We start from the raw sequence: 17,943 nt of genomic DNA on the forward strand, positions 1-17,943 counted from the left end.
ACGCGCCATCTGGGCGTCGGTCAGCCAAAACAGATCAGACATGTTCACCGCTCGTTTTTCGAACCGTGAATCACGCAACCTCGCAGAAATCAATGGGTCCTGACCCTAGCAACACTGTTGGAATAACCAACCGCCATCGAGAAACTGTGTGATCATGAAAGCCGGCAGCGTTTGCCAAGTGTCGTTTTTTTTGTTCAATTTGCGGGCATGGAGTTTCTCGAGGTTAGTCATAACACCCTTCTTGTTGCCATGTCTTGCTTGGTGGCATTGGTCGCGGGGTTCACTGGCTTGTCTTTGACACGCGAACTTGGTTCAAAACCTGACTTCGAGAAGAAGGCACTGATCACTCTGGCGGCAATCGCGCTTGGCGGTGGGATATGGGCGATGCACTTCGTTGCCATGCTTGGGCTGCAAATGCCGATCCTGTTTTACTACGATGCAGCGATTACGCTGATCTCAGCCCTTACGGCAATCCTCATCGTCGGTGCTGCGCTGATCATCCTGCATTTCACGCATCGCAACCGTTTCACGGTCTCCTTGGCGGGGGGCATTGTTGGTGTAGGCGTCCTTGCCATGCACTACATCGGGATGGCCGGGCTTCAGTTATGCCGCGCGGTCTACACGCCTATGGGTGTCGTTGGGTCTTCCCTGGTGGCAGTTTTGCTCTGCATTCTGGCCTTTGGCATCGCCTATGGACAAAGGACCAACCGGAACATTTTTCTCGGCACGTTGTGTTTTGCTGTCGCGGTGGCGAGCGTCCATTTTCTGGCCATGGCCGGGACCGAATTTGTAGCGATTTCGGATGGTGCCGAGTTTGGCCCATTGATGAGTAATGAAACGCTTGCCCTTGGGGTCATCTTTTTCAGTTTTGTTATGTTCGGGGCCTGCCTTTGGGTCGGTGTAACATATCTGCCCCGCCCGGCAGACGACCCTGTGCCGCCTCAGGACAATGATTTGCCCGAGACCGAAGCGCGGCTTTTGCAAGTCCCCTGCGAGCGTGATGGCGGCAAGGTCTTCGTGTCAGCCAAGGATGTTGTCTTTGTCCGGGCGGATGCACATTACACGCAGGTCTACACGCAGGACGAGCGGTTGTTTTGTGTGTGGTCTGTGACGGAAGCTACGAAACGGCTTGGCCCACTGGGTTTCCTGCAAACGCATCGTAGCTATTTGGTAAATCCCGGGCATGTCGTCCGGTTTGAGCGGACGAAAGACAGCGGCAAATGCGTGTTTGGGGGACCTGAGACTCCTCCCGCGCCAGTGAGCCGTTCTAAGTTAAAGACAATACAGGACGCTTTGGGTTCGCAGGTCGGCGCAATTCGTGCGACCTGAGGCGCATTTCGTGCAAAATGCCTGTTTTTCGTTGATTTTCTGAAGCCTCGGCATTCGGGTGTATGCACTCCTACCCTCCAGCAAGTTGCATCGCTTCAGGGAGGAGAGCCGATGATACCAGCGGCATTTGAGTATTACAGACCCAAAGATATGGCAGGCGTTCTGTCTATTCTGGAAGAACATGGCGACGATGCGCGCGTTATGGCGGGCGGTCATAGTCTGATCCCGATGATGAAGCTGCGGATGGCAAATGTGCCGCACCTGATCGACCTGCAGGATGTGGGCGGTATGTCTGACATTGCCATAACAGCCGAGAGCATCCGCATCGGCGCAATGGTTACGCAACACGACATTATCGATAGTGACGCGCTTGCCAACGCTGCACCCATCATGCGTGAAGCGGCGTTGCAGATCGCGGACCCGCAGGTGCGCTACATGGGCACGGTTGGCGGCAATGTGGCAAACGGTGATCCGGGCAATGATATGCCGGGTCTGATGCAGTGCCTCGATGCGACCTTTACGGTGATCGGCGCTGATGGCGAACGGGACATTCTTGCGCGTGAATTCTACGAAGCCGCGTACATGACCGCGCGTGAGGATGAAGAGGTTCTGACCGCTGTCACGATCCCAACTCCCAAGGGCGGTTATGCCTACGAAAAGCAAAAGCGCAAGATCGGGGATTACGCGACCGCCGCAGCTGCCGTGCAAATTATGAAAGATGGCGGCTCTTGCGTGTCGGCATCAATTGCGATGACCAACCTCAGCGATACGCCAATCTATTCCGACGCTGCTGGCGCGTCACTGGTCGGCACTTCCGTCGATGACGCCGCGATCAAAGCCGCCATAGCCGCAATGCTGGGCGATATCGACCCGACCGAGGACAACCGCGGCCCCGTCGCATTCAAAAACCATGTCGCCGGTGTGATCCTGCGCCGCGCGATCAAGCGCGCCTGGTCACGAGCGTAAGAGGTACCAACATGTCGAAAAAACAACACTGCACCATCACCGTGAACGGCAAAGAAGAGGAGTTCCTCGCCGAGCCGCGCGAATTGCTGATCTACACGCTGCGCGAGCGGCTGAATATCACAGGTCCTCACATTGGCTGCGAAACCTCGCATTGTGGGGCCTGCACCGTCACGATTGACGGGAAATCGGTGAAAGCCTGCACCATGTTCGTCGCACAAGCCGACGGCAAGGAGATCACCACCATCGAAGGCATTGGCGGGCCCGATGATCTGCACCCGCTGCAAAACGCGTTCAAGGAACATCACGGGCTTCAGTGCGGCTATTGCACACCGGGGATGATCACACGTGCGACCAAACTGCTGGAAGAGAACCCCAACCCGACCGAAGAAGAAATCCGCTTTGGCATGGCTGGCAATATCTGTCGCTGCACCGGGTACCAGAACATTGTGAAGTCTATCCAGGCCGCAGCCGCCGAGATGTCAGCCGCGAAGGAGGCCGCAGAATGAAAGACGAAGTAGCAAGCCGCGAAGATCGCGTCGCCAACCTCAAAGGCATGGGATGCTCGCGCAAGCGGGTTGAAGATGCACGCTTCACCCAAGGCAAAGGCAACTATGTCGATGACGTCAAGCTCGACGGGATGATTTTTGGTGACTTTGTGCGCTCGCCGTACGCACACGCGTGGATCAAAAACATCGATACGGCTGCAGCGCTTGAGGTGCCGGGCGTTTTGGCTGTCCTAACCGCCGCCGACCTAGAACCGCTGGGACTGCATTGGATGCCGACGCTTGCGGGCGACAAACAGATGGTTCTGGCTGACGGAAAAGTGCTTTTCCAGGGCCAGGAGGTCGCCTTCGTCGTGGCCGAAGATCGCTATGCTGCCGCTGATGGGATTGAGGCGGTCGAGGTCGAATACGAAGAACTTGAAGTGCTTGTAGACCCGTTCAAAGCGATGGAATCCGATGTGGTCCTGCGCGAAGACTTGGTTGCTGAAGACGGGTCTTTACCCGATGGTGCACATGGCCCGCGCAAGCATCACAATCACATTTTCACATGGGAAGCAGGCGACAAAGAGCCAACCGAAGAGGTGATCGCCAATGCCGAAGTGGTCGCCGAAGAAAGCATGTACTACCACCGCACCCACCCGTGCCCACTCGAAACCTGCGGCTGTGTGGCTTCGATGGACAAGGTCAACGGCAAGCTGACGCTTTGGGGCACGTTCCAAGCGCCGCACGCCATTCGGACAGTTGTGTCTCTGATTTCTGGAATTGAGGAACACAATATCCGGGTCATTTCGCCCGATATCGGTGGCGGTTTTGGTAATAAGGTCGGGGCCTACCCGGGCTATGTCTGCTCGGTCGTCGCCTCTATCGTGACAGGCAAACCGGTCAAGTGGATCGAGGACCGGATGGACAATCTGATGACGACTGCCTTTGCACGCGACTACTGGATGAAAGGCCGGATTTCCGCGACCAAAGAGGGCAAGATCACGGGCCTCCACTGCCACGTCACTGCAGACCATGGCGGGTTCGATGCCTGCGCAGACCCAACAAAGTTCCCGGCCGGTTTCATGAACATCTGCACGGGATCCTATGACATCCCCACCGCCTTCCTTGAGGTTGATGGCGTCTACACCAACAAGGCCCCCGGCGGCGTCAGCTATCGCTGTTCGTTCCGTGTGACGGAGGCCGTGTATTTCATCGAGCGGATGATCGAAGTCCTCGCGATTGAGTTGAACATGGACGCAGCAGAGCTGCGCCGTATCAACTTTATCAAGAAGGAACAGTTCCCGTACACGGCGGCGCTTGGTTGGGAATATGACAGCGGCGATTATCACACCGCCTGGGACAAGGCGCTGAAAGCCGTCGATTACGAAGGGCTGCGTAAAGAACAGGCCAAACGGGTAGAGGCGTTCAAACGCGGCGAAACGCGGTCGCTGATGGGCATCGGCCTCAGCTTTTTCACCGAAATCGTGGGCGCTGGCCCGGTTAAGAATTGCGATATCCTTGGCCTCGGCATGTTCGATAGCTGTGAAATCCGCATTCACCCCACAGGGTCTGCGATTGCGCGGCTCGGTACCATCTCTCAGGGGCAGGGTCACGCGACGACATTCGCGCAGATTCTCGCGTCCGAGATTGGTCTGCCTGCGGACAGCATCACCATCGAAGAAGGCGATACCGACACCGCACCCTACGGGCTGGGTACTTATGGTTCCCGTTCAACCCCGGTTGCGGGGGCGGCAACGGCGATGGCTGGCCGGAAAATCCGCGCCAAGGCGCAGATGATCGCGGCCTATCTGCTGGAGGTCCACGACGACGACGTCGAATTCGATGTGGACCGGTTCGTCGTCAAAGGCGCGCCCGAGCGGTTCAAGACGATGAAGGAAATCGCCTTTGCCGCCTACAACCAGGCCATCCCGGGGATCGAGCCGGGTCTGGAAGCGGTCAGCTACTACGACCCGCCCAACATGACCTATCCGTTTGGGGCCTATGTTTGTGTCATGGACATCGACGTTGACACGGGCGTGACCGACATCCGCCGCTTCTATGCGCTGGATGATTGCGGAACACGGATCAACCCGATGGTTATCGAAGGTCAGGTGCATGGCGGTTTGACCGAAGCGCTGGCCGTCGCACTGGGGCAAGAGATTGCCTATGACGACATGGGCAACGTGAAGACCGGCACGCTGATGGACTTCTTCCTGCCGACGGCATGGGAGGTTCCGAATTACGAGACGGACTTCACCGTGACACCTTCACCGCACCACCCAATCGGGGCGAAAGGTGTGGGCGAAAGCCCGCATGTGGGCGGTGTGCCCTGCTTCTCCAACGCGGTGCAGGACGCGTTCCGAGCCTTTGGGAACCGGCACACCAACATGCCCCATGATCACTGGCGGATCTGGAAAACCGCCAATGAACTTGGCTTGCACGGCTAGGGCATAACAGTGGGGCGCGCGGTTTCTCCCCCGCGCGCGCCAACCACGGAGACTTCGATGACTTGGAATACCCTTCAAACTGCGCTGGTGGCGCATAACTATGTCGCGTCTGACGATCTGTCGGTGGCGCTGCATCTGGCCTTGTCGCTGGAACGCCCGCTTTTGCTGGAAGGGGCGGCTGGCGTTGGCAAGACCGAAATCGCCCGTACCCTGAGTTTGACACAAAACACCAAGCTGATCCGATTGCAGTGCTATGAGGGGCTGGACGCGTCACAAGCCATTTACGAATGGAATTACCAGCGCCAATTGCTGACCATCCGGTCGGCGGCAGAGGATGGCGAGACCGGCAAAGTCGTGGAGGACCGGATATTTTCCCGCGATTTCCTGTTGGAACGCCCACTTTTGGCGGCGATCACTCAGGACGCGCCACCCGTCCTTTTGATCGATGAAATTGACCGCGCGGATGAGGAATTTGAGGCATATTTGCTTGAGGTTCTGTCGGATTATCAAGTGTCTGTGCCTGAGCTTGGAACGATCAAAGCCAGCTGCAAACCCATCGTCATCCTAACATCCAACGGCACCCGCGACCTGTCAGACGCGTTGCGACGCCGCTGCCTTTACGCCTATGTCGATTACCCCGACCGCACGACGGAGCTGACGATCCTCAAAGCACGCTGCCCTGAAGTTGAGGCGCATTTAGCCGCTCAGATCATTGGTTTCGTGCAAACGCTGCGTGAGGAAGAGTTGGAAAAGGCCCCCGGCATCGCCGAGATGCTGGATTTTGCCGCAGCCCTCATGGGGCTTGGCATTGCCGATCTGACCGATGATCCGGCTGTACTGCAATCGGCGCTTACCACACTACTCAAAACCCAAAGCGATCAGGCGCAGATCACCTCTGATGTCGCAGCACGTATCGCAGGGAGGGCTGCATGAGCCGTGTTACGCGCTTTGCGTCCCGCGACCCGGGGCCAGCCGCGCGGGTTGTGGGGTTCATCGCGCATCTGCGCGACAACGGGTTGCGTTTAGGCGTGGCGGAGGCGGACCTTGGCCTGACCGCGTTGACCCATGTGAACGCTGCCGCCCCCGACGAGTGTCGTCGCGTGTTGCGCGCCATTTGCACTGGCTGCAAGGAAGAGGCCGAGCGGTTCGACGCGCTCTTTGACAGCTATTGGATGGACGCAGGGCGGGTTAAGAACCGCATCATCCCCAAGCCGCAAGCGACCTTGACCGATGATGTCCACAGCTCTCGCGATGGTCAGGGCGAGGATGCGAGTGCCAGTGGGACATCGATGACGCCAGATACTGAGGATGGCGAGGCGGATAGCGACGGCACGGGCAAACTGATCGCGACGGAGCAACGCAACCTCAGCCGCCGTGACCTGCGTGATCTGGTCCGCGCAGAAGAGATAGCCGAGGCTGAGGCTGTTGCACGACGCATGGGGGCGGCGCTCCGCGACAAACGCTCCCGCCGCCGTATCGCGGCCCGCAAGGGCGACCGGCTGCATTTTCGCAAGACGATCCGACGTAGCCTGTCTACGGGCGGCGAACCCTTGCGCCTTCTCCGCAAACGTCGGCCAGACCGTACCCGCAAAATCGTGGCGCTGTGCGATGTGTCCGGATCCATGAGCGTTTATGCGCAGGTTTTTCTGGCGTTCGTTGCGGGGCTCATGCGCGTCGATAAAGACGCCGACGCCTACCTGTTTCACACCCGCCTTGTGCGGATCACCGAGGCATTGCGCGACAAAGACGCGATGCGCGCCATTGGACGGATGTCCTTGATGGCAGACGGGTTTGGGGGCGGGTCCAAAATCGGGCCATCGCTGCAACGCTTTGCGGACACGTATGCAAAACGGTTCGTGGACGGACGCTCCGTTGTGCTGATCCTGTCAGATGGGTGCGACACTGAACCGGCCGACCACCTCGCTGCCGCTTTGACCAAACTCAAGAAACGCGGTTGCAGGATTGTCTGGCTCAACCCGCTGAAAGGGTGGCGGGACTATGCACCTGTGGCGGGTAGTATGGCCGCCGCATTGCCCCACCTTGATCTGTTCCAAGCGGCCAACACACTGGACGATCTGACGGCTCTGGAACCTGAATTGGTGGCGCTATGAGCCCAGCAGAGATCCTTGATACCGATCTGGCAAATGCCGCACAGCACATGCGCACGCGACAAGTGCCTTTCGCCTTTGCTACAATCGTGCGCACGGCTGGTGCGACAGCCGCCAAACCGGGGGCCAAGGCGCTGCTGAGTGCCGACGGCACCATTGTGCACGGCTGGCTCGGCGGCGGATGTACGCGCGGCGCGGTGAAACGCGCGGCAATTGAGGCGCTGCAAAGTGGCGCGCCGCAACTTATCTCGGTCGCACCAGAAGACTTGCTTGCTGAAAAAGGTATTGCCCCCGGTGACACCGTTGATGGCACGCACTTTGCTCGCAATGGTTGCCCCTCGCGTGGCACCGTCGACATCTTTATCGAACCTTGCCTGCCCATGCCTGCGCTGGTGGTCATGGGCACATCACCGGTCGCGCATGCGCTCAGCACGCTTGCCCCGCAGTTTCACTGGTCGGTCTCATCTGCTGTTGCGCAGGATGAAGACGCAGCACAGAAATTCGTTGTGATTGCTACGCAGGGTCAGGGCGATCTTGATGCGTTGAAGTCCGCGCTATCAGCGGACGCTGCCTATGTGGCTTTCGTCGGCAGCGGTCGGAAATTTGCGACACTTGCCGAAAAACTTCACGACGCCGGGATCGGTCCAGACAAAACCCAGACCGTTCACGCACCCGCAGGGTTGGATCTGGGCGCTGTCACACCAGAAGAAATCGCGCTCTCGGTCCTTGCGCAGTTGCTACAGGTGCGTCGTGCAGAGGCGGCAATTGCAAATGGGTAGTGTCGCCGCAATTCTCTTGGCCGCTGGTCTGTCGCGTCGCATGGGTGTGCAAAACAAGCTGTTATTGCCAGTGGCAGGCAAACCCATGGTGCGTCATTTGGCAGAGACTTACCTACCTGTTCTGACAAAACCGCTAACAGTTGTCACCGGACATGACGCTGACGCGGTGTGCGGTGCACTTGCGGGATTATCGATTGAATTCGCCCATAATGAAGACTTTGCAGCAGGCCAGCCCGGTTCTGTGGCAGCCGGTCTTACTGCAGCGCCGGATGCAGATCTGTTGCTCATTGGCTTGACAGATCAACCGCGCCTCTCCTCAGAAAACCTGATGCAACTTGTGCAATGGCACGGCGCGAATGATCCCAAGAAGATCACCGTACCAAAACGCGGCATCAATCGTGGTAATCCTATCGCTATCCCGCGTGCCTTGCGCCCGCGTCTGACCGAAAACCCCGAACGCCAGGGCTGCATGCGTCTAACCCGTGACGAACCGAACCTTGTGCAATTCGCCCCGCTTGCTGCTGATGGCTTCTATGCGGATGTCGACACACCGGACGACTACGCAGCCCTCACTCAAATAGAAACGGAGACCGCAGAGTGATGCCTATGATCAAACGGCTGAAAGCCCTCTGCAAGAAGCTGAAGATGACGCGCGAGCAGGCCGACAATATCCGATTTCCCTGTTGCTAAGAAAAGGACACCAGAAACATGGAACTGAGTGACGAAATCACCATCAACGCCCCAAAAGACCAAGTTTATGCAGCCTTGAATGATCCGGAGGTGCTGAAACAATGCATTCCGGGCTGTGAAGAGCTGATCAAGCATTCTGACACGGAACTGGAAGCAAAGGTTGTGCTGAAAGTTGGCCCGGTTAAAGCAAAGTTTGGAGGTAACGTTATCTTGGACCAAAGCGGCGCACCGGATGCGTTTTCGCTGACCGGTCAGGGCAATGGCGGTGCGGCAGGTCACGCAAAAGGTGGCGCTGATGTCACCCTTACAGCGGATGGCGACACAACAATCCTGCGCTATAAGGCGAAAGCGGAAATCGGCGGGAAGCTGGCCCAATTGGGTAGCCGCCTGATCCAAAGTACTGCAAAGAAGCTGGCAGCCAAGTTCTTCAAATCCTTTGCAGATGTCGTCAATGAAGACGTCGCAGCCTGAGGCTGGCATCTATGCAGAGCGTGTGGCTGACATCGTTGACGTGGCCACACGCCTGCTTCAGGGCGATGGGCAGTTTGCTTTAGTCACGTCTCTTTCGATCGAGGGTGGGGCTGCGCGCGAAGTCGGCTCACTTGCCATTGTGGAACCCGATGGAACGATGACGGGATATCTGTCCAACGGGTGTATCGACCGGGACATTCAGCATCGCGCGCTGATGGCATTGCAGGCCAAGCACAGGGAAGTTGTCCGCTACGGCGAAGGTTCGCGTTATCTTGACCTGAAACTCCCCTGCGGCGGGGCGCTTGAACTTTTGATTGATCCTGCACCGGACCGCGACCAGCTGTTGAAAGCAAAGCAGGACTTTGATGCGCGCAGGCAAGCGACGCTCCGCTTTATCGGCGGCCAGTCTAACGAAAAGAACTACAGCTTTACCTATGAACCACGCGTGCGGCTTTGCTTGGCAGGACGCGGCGCGATTTTCCGGTCCATGGCACGGCTTGGCCATGCTACAGGATATGAGGTCGCCCTGATTTCACCGGATACCGATGACCTAGCCGCCACGCAGTATCTCTCAACGCAGACTCCAATCCATCTGACGTCTTTTGATCAAGCCTTGGACCTCAGCGGCCTCGACCAAAGAACTGCGTTCCTGACCCTTTTCCATGATCACGATTGGGAACCCCATCTGTTGCTGAAGGCGTTAGGGACAACTGCAGGCTTCATCGGGTCGCTCGGCAGTCGGCGCACCCACTTGATGCGGTGTGAAACGCTTATTGGTTTGGGTGCTAACGAGACTGAAATCTGCAAGTTGAAAGGCCCAATTGGGTTGGTCGGATCACTGAGGGATGCCTCGTTGATCGCCGTTTCTGCATTGGCCGAAATCGTTTCGACATTCCCTTCGCAGCTTGCAGCGGTTCAGACGGCAAGCTCAGGCGTTTCTGATGAGAGATTAGCTCAGAAGGTGTGAACGAGATCCTCACCACCCTCCTCAACGTAAGAAAATTGGCCGTCTAACCCCTCATCAAGTGTCAGCATTTTCATAATATCCAATAGCTAATTTAGCGGTTTGGGCTTCATCGCGGCGATGGGAATGCCACGCATGCAAGCAAATGCTGCGTCAGCAAAAGCTGCAGTTGCACAAGTCCGGTTTGTCCCGCTTTTCAGTCGCCTGAACCAGCTGCAGCGATGCGTTCGCAGCCAATGTCAGAAAAGCAGGCTGCGAATGCAGCATCGGCGGCCCACGTCCAAGGTCGGCTCAGGGCCGTGCTTCTGAGGGCCTGCAAACATCCGTAACATCCATTTCAACTGCAAAACTATTCGGGGTTTGGGGTGAGGGCTGATGCAAGCTTTCGTACTAACTCGTCCATTCGATCCGGAGAATAAGTGTTGGTCGCCGCAGCAATCACCAACTCATCCTCGGGCACTATGTAAAGAACCGCGTACCACAATGTGTTTGACCCATTGTGCCAAATTGCTGTGCGCTTAGAGCCGGTTGTTTGGATAACCCATCCGAGGCCGTAACCTGACGAAACCGGCGTTTGCATCGTCTGACAACTCGTGAGTTCTAGAAAGTCTTTCCGATGTCCAGCGCATGCCTGAAGGTGCAACTGTCCCCACTTTACGAGATCCTCCAAATTCAAATGCAGTGTTCCCGCCGGACCCATCCAACGAGGATTGTCTGACGATGGGTTTTGGGGTGGGACAGGCATTGGAAGCCCTAACATTGATTTATGCCCTCTAGCGGCACCTGGCCTTACCGGCGCACCAAAACCCAATGATCTTAGGCCGAAAGGTAAAGCAATTTCTGTCCGAATGAGCTCTTCCCAGGTACTTCGGGTAACCTCTTCGACAACGAAACCTGCAAGAACATACCCGACATTCGAGTAGGAGAATTCGCCGCTCTGCTTCAATGGTTCATTCCACATCGCAGATAGGGCCGCAAACCGACCGGCGGAAGGTTCGTCGTTGAATGTCTCTCGCATAACTTTGTTTGGTGGGTTTGCAGGTAGACCTGCAGTGTGGCTGAGTAGTTGCCGAAGATTCAGCGATCTCCAATCCGGATGCATACTATCCTTATGGGACGCCAGGTATTGGTCGACCGGGGTATCGAGGTCCACAGCACCCTTGTCGACCAATCGCATCACCAACGTGGATGTAAATGATTTGCTGATAGATCCGATATGCCATGGAGCGTCATCTGCGACGGCCGTTGACCCATGAATAGTGGTGGGTCCCGAAGTTTTCACACGCGGTTCGTTTTGCCCAACGGTATAAGCAACCCCAAGTCCAAATTGAGGATTTGCCTGAGCCGCATTTTTGAATATTTCGCTTGGGTCGCTTTGCTGTGCGCTCAAGGCTGCAGGCAAGACCACGCCAAGTGCGGCCAACAGCAGAATTTTGGACTTCCAAATCTTGGACATCCTGTAAAGGTGCGCATGGAACCTGCTAAATTCAATTGGTTTGTAGCGAACATTTTGACAGCGGGGACAGCTGCGGCACTTTGATGCAACCTCGAGTGGCGTTAAGGGGGACATTCACGGAGAGCTGCTGGTCAATATCGTCCGAGCAACGAAACGCGCTGACGCGCCAACGGGAACGGTCGGCTCCTGTATCTCGTGTTCTTGGACCGATCATGCTAAAGAACAACCCAGCGGCAGCGCGGCCGACAGCCATCAGTTTGGTCAGCACCGATTGAGATTTCGGGCGGTTCATTTGTTTTGGGGGATAAAATGGTCAGCTTACGACTTGTGGTAGGTCTGACATTAGGTGTTTTGAGCTACTGGAGTTCTGAGCTTAGGCTCATGACCCATTGATTTCCGTTTGGCTGCGTGCTTCATCGCGTTCAAAACGAGCGGTGAACATGTCTGATCTTTTCTGGTTGAGCGATGAGCAAATGGCGCGTCTGGCGCCATTCTTCCCAAAGTCCCACGGCAGACCTCGCGTTGATGACAGGCGTGTCTTGAGTGGGATTATCTTCAGCAATCGCAACGGGTTACGGTGGCGCGATGCACCGAGGAAATATGGACCACACAAGACGCTCTATAATCGTTGGAAGCGATGGAGTGACAAAGGTATCTTTGCCCAGATGTTGGTCGGCTTGGCTGCCAACCACGGCGAAGAAAAGACGATCATGATCCCCTCTCGGGACATTGCTCCGCAATGCCCTGCCGGGCAATGGATGCTACGCGTCTCAACGCCCATCGCACAGCGTCCAGTCTTGCGGTGAAAAAGGGGGGCGTGGACGTCTGATCCACTGCCCGGCAGGCGCATCCAAAGGATGCTGCCGAGAGGGGGCGCACTAAGGGTGGCATGAACACAAAGTTGCATGCGGTTTGTGACAGATGAGCCATGGTGCGCCATTGGTTCAAGCACAATGGCGAATGACGCCCTTTGAATCTGTTTGTCACTGCGGGTCAGGTCAGCGACTACATTGGTGCGAGGACATTGATTAGCAGTCTGCCAAATGTCGAATGGTTGCTGGGTGATCGCGGCTATGATGCAGATCGGATCAGAGAAGCGTTGAAAGACAAAGGGATACGCGCGTGCATCCCAGGCCGCAAACAGCGCAAAACAGTTGTCCGATACGACAAGCGCCGCTCCAACGCCGCAATCGTATCGAGATCATGTTTGGCAGATTGGAGGACTGGGGCTGTATGGCGACACGGTACGACAGGTGCCCCAAAGTCTTCCTCTCAGCAATCGCTCTCGCCGCTTTGGTCATCTATTGGCTATGCGTCCTGAGCCTAGAGAGCGGCGCCCCTTTGCAAAACCGCTGTGAGGATAGGTTTGGTGATCTCATTGATCTGAGATTTCTGTGGATAAACAACGCCCAAGTGATTTGGCCGTGCGATCATGTTAAATCCAGAAGAAGGGACCCCTTTTCCGGGGCCTCATCGTGGAGTCGCCATATTCAGAAAGGCTGTTTCATGGCCGTAAAAAGATCACAGCAACACTGGCGACCTGTCTTTGGGCGAGTACATCGCTTGCAGATGGTGGCGCTGCACCACAGCCGTCAACCACCGCCGACATTCTTGGCTTCCAGGTTGGCATGACCTCACAAGATGCACTGGCTCTGATGCAGCAGCTTTGTCCCAACAGCCGCGCAGGTGACGGAGCGACGACATCGGCAGAGCGGGCAGCGCTATACAGATACCATCGCGCTTCACAGTCAAAACAACGGACAGACTGAGAAGCTGGTCTTGTTTTTCACTGGGCATTTTTCGGCAAGCGAAAGATGCGACACAATCTGTTAGACGCCAGATTGTGGATACGAAAAAGCAGATCGAAAATCTGTTGGATCGCATCATGAGCGCCAGCAGTGACTCGGTGATCAGAGCCTACGAAAACAAGATATCTCAGCTAGAGCGGGATAAGCATCGCTTGACAGAAAACCTGATAAATCAGGTGCCACCGAAGGGTAGGTTTGGCGACATGCTAGAACTCTCCCTGCAATTCCTATCAAGCCCTTGGAAACTATGGGAAAGCGGTGATTTTATCCTGCGCAGAACACTGCTCAGATTGGCTTTTACAAGCGGGTTTTCATACCATCGAAATGAGGGAGCTAGAACTCCTGAAATTTCCTTGCCATTCAAGGTTTTAGGTGTTTTTCAGGGGGTGGAAATTTAAGTGGTGCTGCTGGAGAGAATTGAACTCTCGACCTCTCCCTTACCAAGGGAGTGCTCTACCTCTGAGCTACAGCAGCGCTGTGGGCGGGTGATTAGACTCAAACGAAACGCGGCGCAAGGGTGTCTGGACGGTTTTTTTCGCCTCCTGTAGAGAAAGACCATGGCAGAGAAAAATTCACCTAAAAAACACGGCAAAACCGGGGATACGCGCGAGGATCGGCTGAAGGCCGCATTGAAGGCCAATCTCGCACGGCGCAAGGCGCAGGCCAAGGCGCGCGCCACATCCGAGACCAAGCCGGAACACGACGAGGGATAAGAGCAGATGGATTCGATTCTTGTGACGGGCAATGGCCCGCTGAACGGGCAGATTCCCATTGCAGGGGCCAAGAACGCGTGTCTGACGCTGATGCCGGCCACCCTGCTGAGCGAAGAACCGCTGACGCTGACCAATGCGCCACGCCTGAGCGACATCAAGACCATGACCGCCCTGCTGCAATCGCTGGGGGCCGAGGTGTCTTCGTTGCAGGCTGGGCAGGTGCTGGCGATGTCCAGCCATGACCTGACCAGCCACACCGCGGACTATGACATCGTGCGCAAAATGCGCGCCTCAAACCTGGTGCTGGGGCCGATGCTGGCGCGGCTGGGGCAGGCGGTGGTGTCGCTGCCCGGTGGTTGCGCGATTGGCGCCCGCCCGATGGACCTGCATGTCGAAGGGCTTGAGGCGCTGGGCGCTGAGATCGAGCTGAAAGACGGCTATCTGCACGCCAAGGCGCCGGGCGGGCTGAAAGGGGCAGTGCATGAGATGCGCTTTGCCTCGGTGGGTGCGACCGAGAATATCGTGATGGCCGCGACGCTGGCCAAAGGCACCACCGTGCTGAAGAACGCGGCCCGCGAGCCCGAGATCGTCGATCTGGTGGACTGCCTCCGCAAGATGGGCGCGCAAATCTCGGGCGAGGGCACGTCTACCATCGAAATTCAGGGCGTCGACCGGCTGCATGGCGCAACTCATCAGGTTGTCACAGACCGGATCGAATTGGGCACCTATATGCTGGCCCCGGCCATTTGTGGAGGCGAGGTAGAGCTGCTGGGCGGACGCATGTCTCTGGTTGAATCCTTTGCCGCCAAGCTGGACGCCGCAGGGATCAATGTCGAAGAAACCGACAAAGGGCTGAAAGTCGCGCGCAAGAACGGGCGGGTGCAGGCCGTGGATGTGGTGACCGAGCCGTTCCCCGGCTTTCCGACCGACCTGCAGGCGCAGATGATGGCGCTGATGTGTACGGCCGAAGGGACCTCGGTGCTGGAAGAGCGTATCTTTGAAAACCGCTTTATGCATGCGCCTGAACTGGTGCGGATGGGCGCGAATATCGAGGTGCATGGCGGCACCGCGACCGTGACCGGCGTTGAAAACCTCAAAGGGGCACCAGTGATGGCGACGGACCTGCGCGCCTCGGTTTCGCTGATCTTGGCGGGTCTGGCTGCCGAGGGGGAAACCACCGTCAGCCGGGTCTATCATCTGGATCGCGGGTACGAGCATGTGGTACGCAAGCTCGAAGGTGTAGGTGCAAAGATTGAGCGGATAAAGGGCTGATGACAGACGCAAGTTTTGAAGACGGGCGCGAAGCCCCGCTGAATCTGGGTGCGGAAGATACCGATGATCTGCAGGTGATCTCAACCCTGACGCAGGATGCGGTCTTTCCCGTGACCGAGATGACGTGGCAGCCGTCCCAGCGCCGCTTTGGCCTGTTGCTCAACCGGTTTCGCTGGGAAGACAAGGATGCTGCTGCCCGCCGGGGCCGCGCCTTTGAGCGAGTGCAGTCACTGCTGGTGTTTGACTCGGTGCTATCCGTGGCCAGTCAGGGCATCGACCGAAGCGACAAGGATATGATCCTGTCGCTGTTATCGGTTGATTTTGAACCCGGTGAAGACGGCGCAGGGCAGATTCTGCTCACCCTCGCGGGCGACGGCGCTGTGCGCCTGATGGTCGAGGCCATCGATGCAACGCTCAAGGATGTGACGCGCCCCTATCAGGCCCCGTCCAAACACGCCCCGCATCACCCGGATTAAGATGCAGAACAAACGCGGCATATCGCAGGCATTCCACACGGTGCCTGACGGTTTGCTATTGCGCCGCGCCACCGTGTTTGACGTCTTTGACCTCAGCCGCGTTCTGACCCGCTCGATCCGTCTGCTGTGCCATGCGGATCACCGCGATGACGCGCAGGAGCTTGCGCGCTGGACTACCAACAAAGACCCGGCCTCGATCCGCAACTGGATCACCTCAGGTGCGGCGATCTGGATGGCCGAACGGGCAGGGCAGGCGGCAGCTGTCGGTGGATTGGACGCAACCGGCAAAGTGACCCTGCTTTATGTCGACCCCGATCACACGGGGCGGGGCGTGGGTGCGGCCCTGCTGACGCAGCTTGAACGCGAACTTGCCGGCGCAGGGTGTATCGAGGCTCGGCTAGAAGCCACCAAAACCGCCCACGGTTTTTATCTGTCACAAGGCTGGCAGGACGCGGGCGCGCCGCAGATGTGGCATGACATCGCTCAGTTTCCGATGCGCAAATCGCTGCACCTGCCGGACTGAGGCTTGAGGCCGCATCGCGCGGAGGATATGACCCGCACAAACGCCCGGAGATGCTGATCATGCCCGTTTTCCTCGACACCACGTCGCCTGACTTTGAAACCGCCTTTCAGGCGCTGCTGTCCGCCAAGCGCGAAGACAGTCCCGATGTGGATGCCGTGGTCGCCCAGATCATCGAAGATGTGCGGACCCGAGGTGATGCTTCGGTCATCGAGCTGACGTCCAAATTCGACCGGCTCGACCTGACGCCCGAGACCATGCGGTTCAGCGCCGATCAGATCGCGCAGGCTGTGGCAGAGGTGTCCGATCAGGACCGCGCCGCGCTGGAACTGGCCGCAGACCGCATCCGCGCCTATCACGAAAGGCAGATGCCTGAGGATCAGCAATGGACGGACGCCGCAGGCGCTACGCTGGGCTGGCGCTGGTCGGCGGTCTCGGCTGCCGGGCTTTATGTGCCGGGCGGGCTGGCCTCTTACCCGTCTTCGGTTCTGATGAACGCGATCCCGGCCAAGGTGGCGGGTGTTGGCCGGCTGGCCATTGCAGTGCCCACGCCGGACGGGCAGGTCAATCCGCTGGTGCTGCTGGCGACACAGCTTTCGGGCGTGGATGAAATCTATCGCATCGGCGGGGCGCAGGCGATTGCAGCGCTGGCTTATGGCACCGACACTATCGCTCCGGTCGACAAGATCACCGGCCCGGGCAACGCTTTTGTCGCTGCCGCCAAGCGCCGGGTCTTTGGCAAGGTGGGCATCGATATGATTGCGGGTCCTTCGGAAATTCTCGTGATCGCCGACAAGGACAATGACCCGGATTGGATCGCGCTCGACCTGCTCAGCCAGGCGGAACATGACGAAAGCGCCCAGTCGATTCTGATCACCGATGACGCAGGCTTTGGGCAGGCCGTTGCGCAAGCGGTCGAGAAACGCCTTGAAACGCTGCAACGCCGCGCCATCGCCGGTGCCAGCTGGCGTGATTTCGGCGCGGTGATCACCGTGCGCGATCTGGACGAGGCGGCGGAACTGTCGAACCGCATTGCCCCCGAACATCTGGAGCTTTGCGTGGCTGACCCGCAGGCGCTCAGCCTTAAAACCATCCACGCGGGTGCCATTTTTCTGGGCCAGTACACGCCCGAGGCCATTGGCGACTATGTCGGTGGCCCCAATCACGTGCTGCCCACCGCCCGATCGGCGCGCTTCTCGTCTGGCCTCAGCGTCATGGATTTCCTCAAACGCACCACGCTCAGCCAGATGACGCCCGAGGCCTTACGCGCCATCGGCCCGGCCGCTGAACAACTGGCCACATCCGAGAGCCTTGAGGCGCACGGCCTGTCAGTGACAGCGCGCCTGAACCGGTTGAACGGGTGATCTGACGCAAAGGCACATGGGCGCGCGCATTTCTGTGCGTTGCCCAACCAATTGCGTTGTTATAGGTCTGTCCTGACGTGAAAGACTGTGACCTT

Annotated in this window: 18 protein-coding genes, 1 tRNA gene and 2 pseudogenes; 19 read left to right on the top strand and 2 right to left on the bottom strand. The window is 57.7% G+C overall.

Going from position 1 to position 17,943, the window contains the following annotated elements:
- The first annotated feature begins 207 nt into the window (after positions 1 to 207).
- From ACR0I7_RS17730 to ACR0I7_RS17775, 10 genes are all read left to right on the top strand, one after another.
- Positions 208 to 1,329 (top strand): MHYT domain-containing protein, encoded by a 1,122-nt coding sequence (locus ACR0I7_RS17730; RefSeq protein WP_480513385.1) that lies wholly within the window; start codon positions 208 to 210, stop codon positions 1,327 to 1,329.
- A gap of 111 nt (positions 1,330 to 1,440) precedes the next feature.
- Positions 1,441 to 2,295, top strand: a complete 855-nt coding sequence (locus tag ACR0I7_RS17735; protein WP_480513387.1) for an FAD binding domain-containing protein — start codon at positions 1,441 to 1,443, stop codon at positions 2,293 to 2,295.
- An 11-nt stretch (positions 2,296 to 2,306) separates the two neighbouring features.
- Positions 2,307 to 2,801 carry a (2Fe-2S)-binding protein gene (locus tag ACR0I7_RS17740; RefSeq protein ID WP_480513389.1) on the top strand — a complete coding sequence of 165 codons (495 nt, stop codon included), beginning with the start codon at positions 2,307 to 2,309 and terminating at the stop codon, positions 2,799 to 2,801.
- Positions 2,798 to 5,227, top strand: coding sequence for an aerobic carbon-monoxide dehydrogenase large subunit (locus ACR0I7_RS17745; protein ID WP_480513391.1), 2,430 nt, complete (start codon positions 2,798 to 2,800; stop codon positions 5,225 to 5,227). Before ACR0I7_RS17740 ends, ACR0I7_RS17745 begins: the two co-directional genes overlap by 4 nt.
- A 57-nt stretch (positions 5,228 to 5,284) precedes the next feature.
- Positions 5,285 to 6,160 carry an AAA family ATPase gene (locus ACR0I7_RS17750; protein ID WP_480513393.1) on the top strand — a complete coding sequence of 292 codons (876 nt, stop codon included), beginning with the start codon at positions 5,285 to 5,287 and terminating at the stop codon, positions 6,158 to 6,160.
- Positions 6,157 to 7,338 carry a vWA domain-containing protein gene (locus tag ACR0I7_RS17755; protein ID WP_480513395.1) on the top strand — a complete coding sequence of 394 codons (1,182 nt, stop codon included), beginning with the start codon at positions 6,157 to 6,159 and terminating at the stop codon, positions 7,336 to 7,338. Before ACR0I7_RS17750 ends, ACR0I7_RS17755 begins: the two co-directional genes overlap by 4 nt.
- A complete protein-coding gene (locus ACR0I7_RS17760; RefSeq protein ID WP_480513397.1) occupies positions 7,335 to 8,114 on the top strand; it encodes an XdhC family protein in 780 nt (259 codons plus the stop codon). The genes ACR0I7_RS17755 and ACR0I7_RS17760 overlap by 4 nt, the downstream gene beginning before the upstream one ends.
- 16 nt (positions 8,115 to 8,130) lie before the next feature.
- Positions 8,131 to 8,715: a nucleotidyltransferase family protein gene (locus ACR0I7_RS17765; protein ID WP_480513399.1), complete on the top strand. Its 585-nt coding sequence runs from the start codon at positions 8,131 to 8,133 to the stop codon at positions 8,713 to 8,715.
- 107 nt (positions 8,716 to 8,822) lie between these two features.
- Positions 8,823 to 9,275 carry an SRPBCC family protein gene (locus ACR0I7_RS17770; RefSeq protein ID WP_480513401.1) on the top strand — a complete coding sequence of 151 codons (453 nt, stop codon included), beginning with the start codon at positions 8,823 to 8,825 and terminating at the stop codon, positions 9,273 to 9,275.
- Entirely contained in the window at positions 9,256 to 10,242 is a 987-nt protein-coding gene (locus ACR0I7_RS17775) for an XdhC family protein (protein ID WP_480513403.1), read from the top strand. The genes ACR0I7_RS17770 and ACR0I7_RS17775 overlap by 20 nt, the downstream gene beginning before the upstream one ends.
- A gap of 346 nt (positions 10,243 to 10,588) precedes the next feature.
- Here the strand turns inward: ACR0I7_RS17775 and ACR0I7_RS17780 are convergent, their stop codons facing one another.
- Positions 10,589 to 11,695 carry a serine hydrolase domain-containing protein gene (locus tag ACR0I7_RS17780; RefSeq protein WP_480513405.1) on the bottom strand — a complete coding sequence of 369 codons (1,107 nt, stop codon included), beginning with the start codon at positions 11,693 to 11,695 and terminating at the stop codon, positions 10,589 to 10,591.
- Between the two features lie 440 nt (positions 11,696 to 12,135).
- Here ACR0I7_RS17780 and ACR0I7_RS17785 point away from each other — a divergent pair.
- The 4 genes and pseudogenes from ACR0I7_RS17785 to ACR0I7_RS17800 form a co-directional block, all read left to right on the top strand.
- Positions 12,136 to 12,614 (top strand): annotated as a pseudogene (locus ACR0I7_RS17785) (transposase); the annotation flags it as partial.
- 105 nt (positions 12,615 to 12,719) lie between these two features.
- A pseudogene (locus ACR0I7_RS17790) lies at positions 12,720 to 12,812 on the top strand (IS5/IS1182 family transposase); the annotation flags it as partial.
- A 5-nt stretch (positions 12,813 to 12,817) separates the two neighbouring features.
- Entirely contained in the window at positions 12,818 to 13,327 is a 510-nt protein-coding gene (locus ACR0I7_RS17795; protein ID WP_480513407.1) for a hypothetical protein, read from the top strand.
- Between the two features lie 253 nt (positions 13,328 to 13,580).
- Entirely contained in the window at positions 13,581 to 13,901 is a 321-nt protein-coding gene (locus ACR0I7_RS17800) for a hypothetical protein (RefSeq protein WP_480513409.1), read from the top strand.
- Position 13,902: 1 nt separating this feature from the next.
- On the opposite strand, the gene ACR0I7_RS17805 is transcribed toward ACR0I7_RS17800, so the two are convergent.
- A tRNA-Thr gene (locus ACR0I7_RS17805) sits at positions 13,903 to 13,977 on the bottom strand.
- A gap of 83 nt (positions 13,978 to 14,060) precedes the next feature.
- Here ACR0I7_RS17805 and ACR0I7_RS17810 point away from each other — a divergent pair.
- From ACR0I7_RS17810 to hisD, 5 genes are read left to right on the top strand one after another with little or no spacing between them, the layout of a single operon-like run.
- On the top strand, positions 14,061 to 14,216 hold the full coding sequence (locus tag ACR0I7_RS17810) for a hypothetical protein (protein WP_480513411.1): 156 nt from the start codon (positions 14,061 to 14,063) through the stop codon (positions 14,214 to 14,216).
- A 6-nt stretch (positions 14,217 to 14,222) separates the two neighbouring features.
- The gene (gene murA / locus ACR0I7_RS17815) at positions 14,223 to 15,488 is read left to right on the top strand and encodes a UDP-N-acetylglucosamine 1-carboxyvinyltransferase (protein WP_480513412.1); all 1,266 of its coding nucleotides are present in this window, start codon (positions 14,223 to 14,225) and stop codon (positions 15,486 to 15,488) included.
- A complete protein-coding gene (locus ACR0I7_RS17820) occupies positions 15,488 to 15,964 on the top strand; it encodes a DUF2948 family protein (RefSeq protein ID WP_480513414.1) in 477 nt (158 codons plus the stop codon). The genes murA and ACR0I7_RS17820 overlap by 1 nt, the downstream gene beginning before the upstream one ends.
- 1 nt (position 15,965) lies before the next feature.
- Positions 15,966 to 16,487 carry a GNAT family N-acetyltransferase gene (locus tag ACR0I7_RS17825; RefSeq protein ID WP_480513416.1) on the top strand — a complete coding sequence of 174 codons (522 nt, stop codon included), beginning with the start codon at positions 15,966 to 15,968 and terminating at the stop codon, positions 16,485 to 16,487.
- Positions 16,488 to 16,546: 59 nt separating this feature from the next.
- Positions 16,547 to 17,848, top strand: coding sequence for a histidinol dehydrogenase (gene hisD, locus ACR0I7_RS17830; protein WP_480513418.1), 1,302 nt, complete (start codon positions 16,547 to 16,549; stop codon positions 17,846 to 17,848).
- Positions 17,849 to 17,943: the final 95 nt, after the last annotated feature.

The sequence above is a fragment of the Ruegeria sp. AM1 genome (assembly GCF_056540745.1).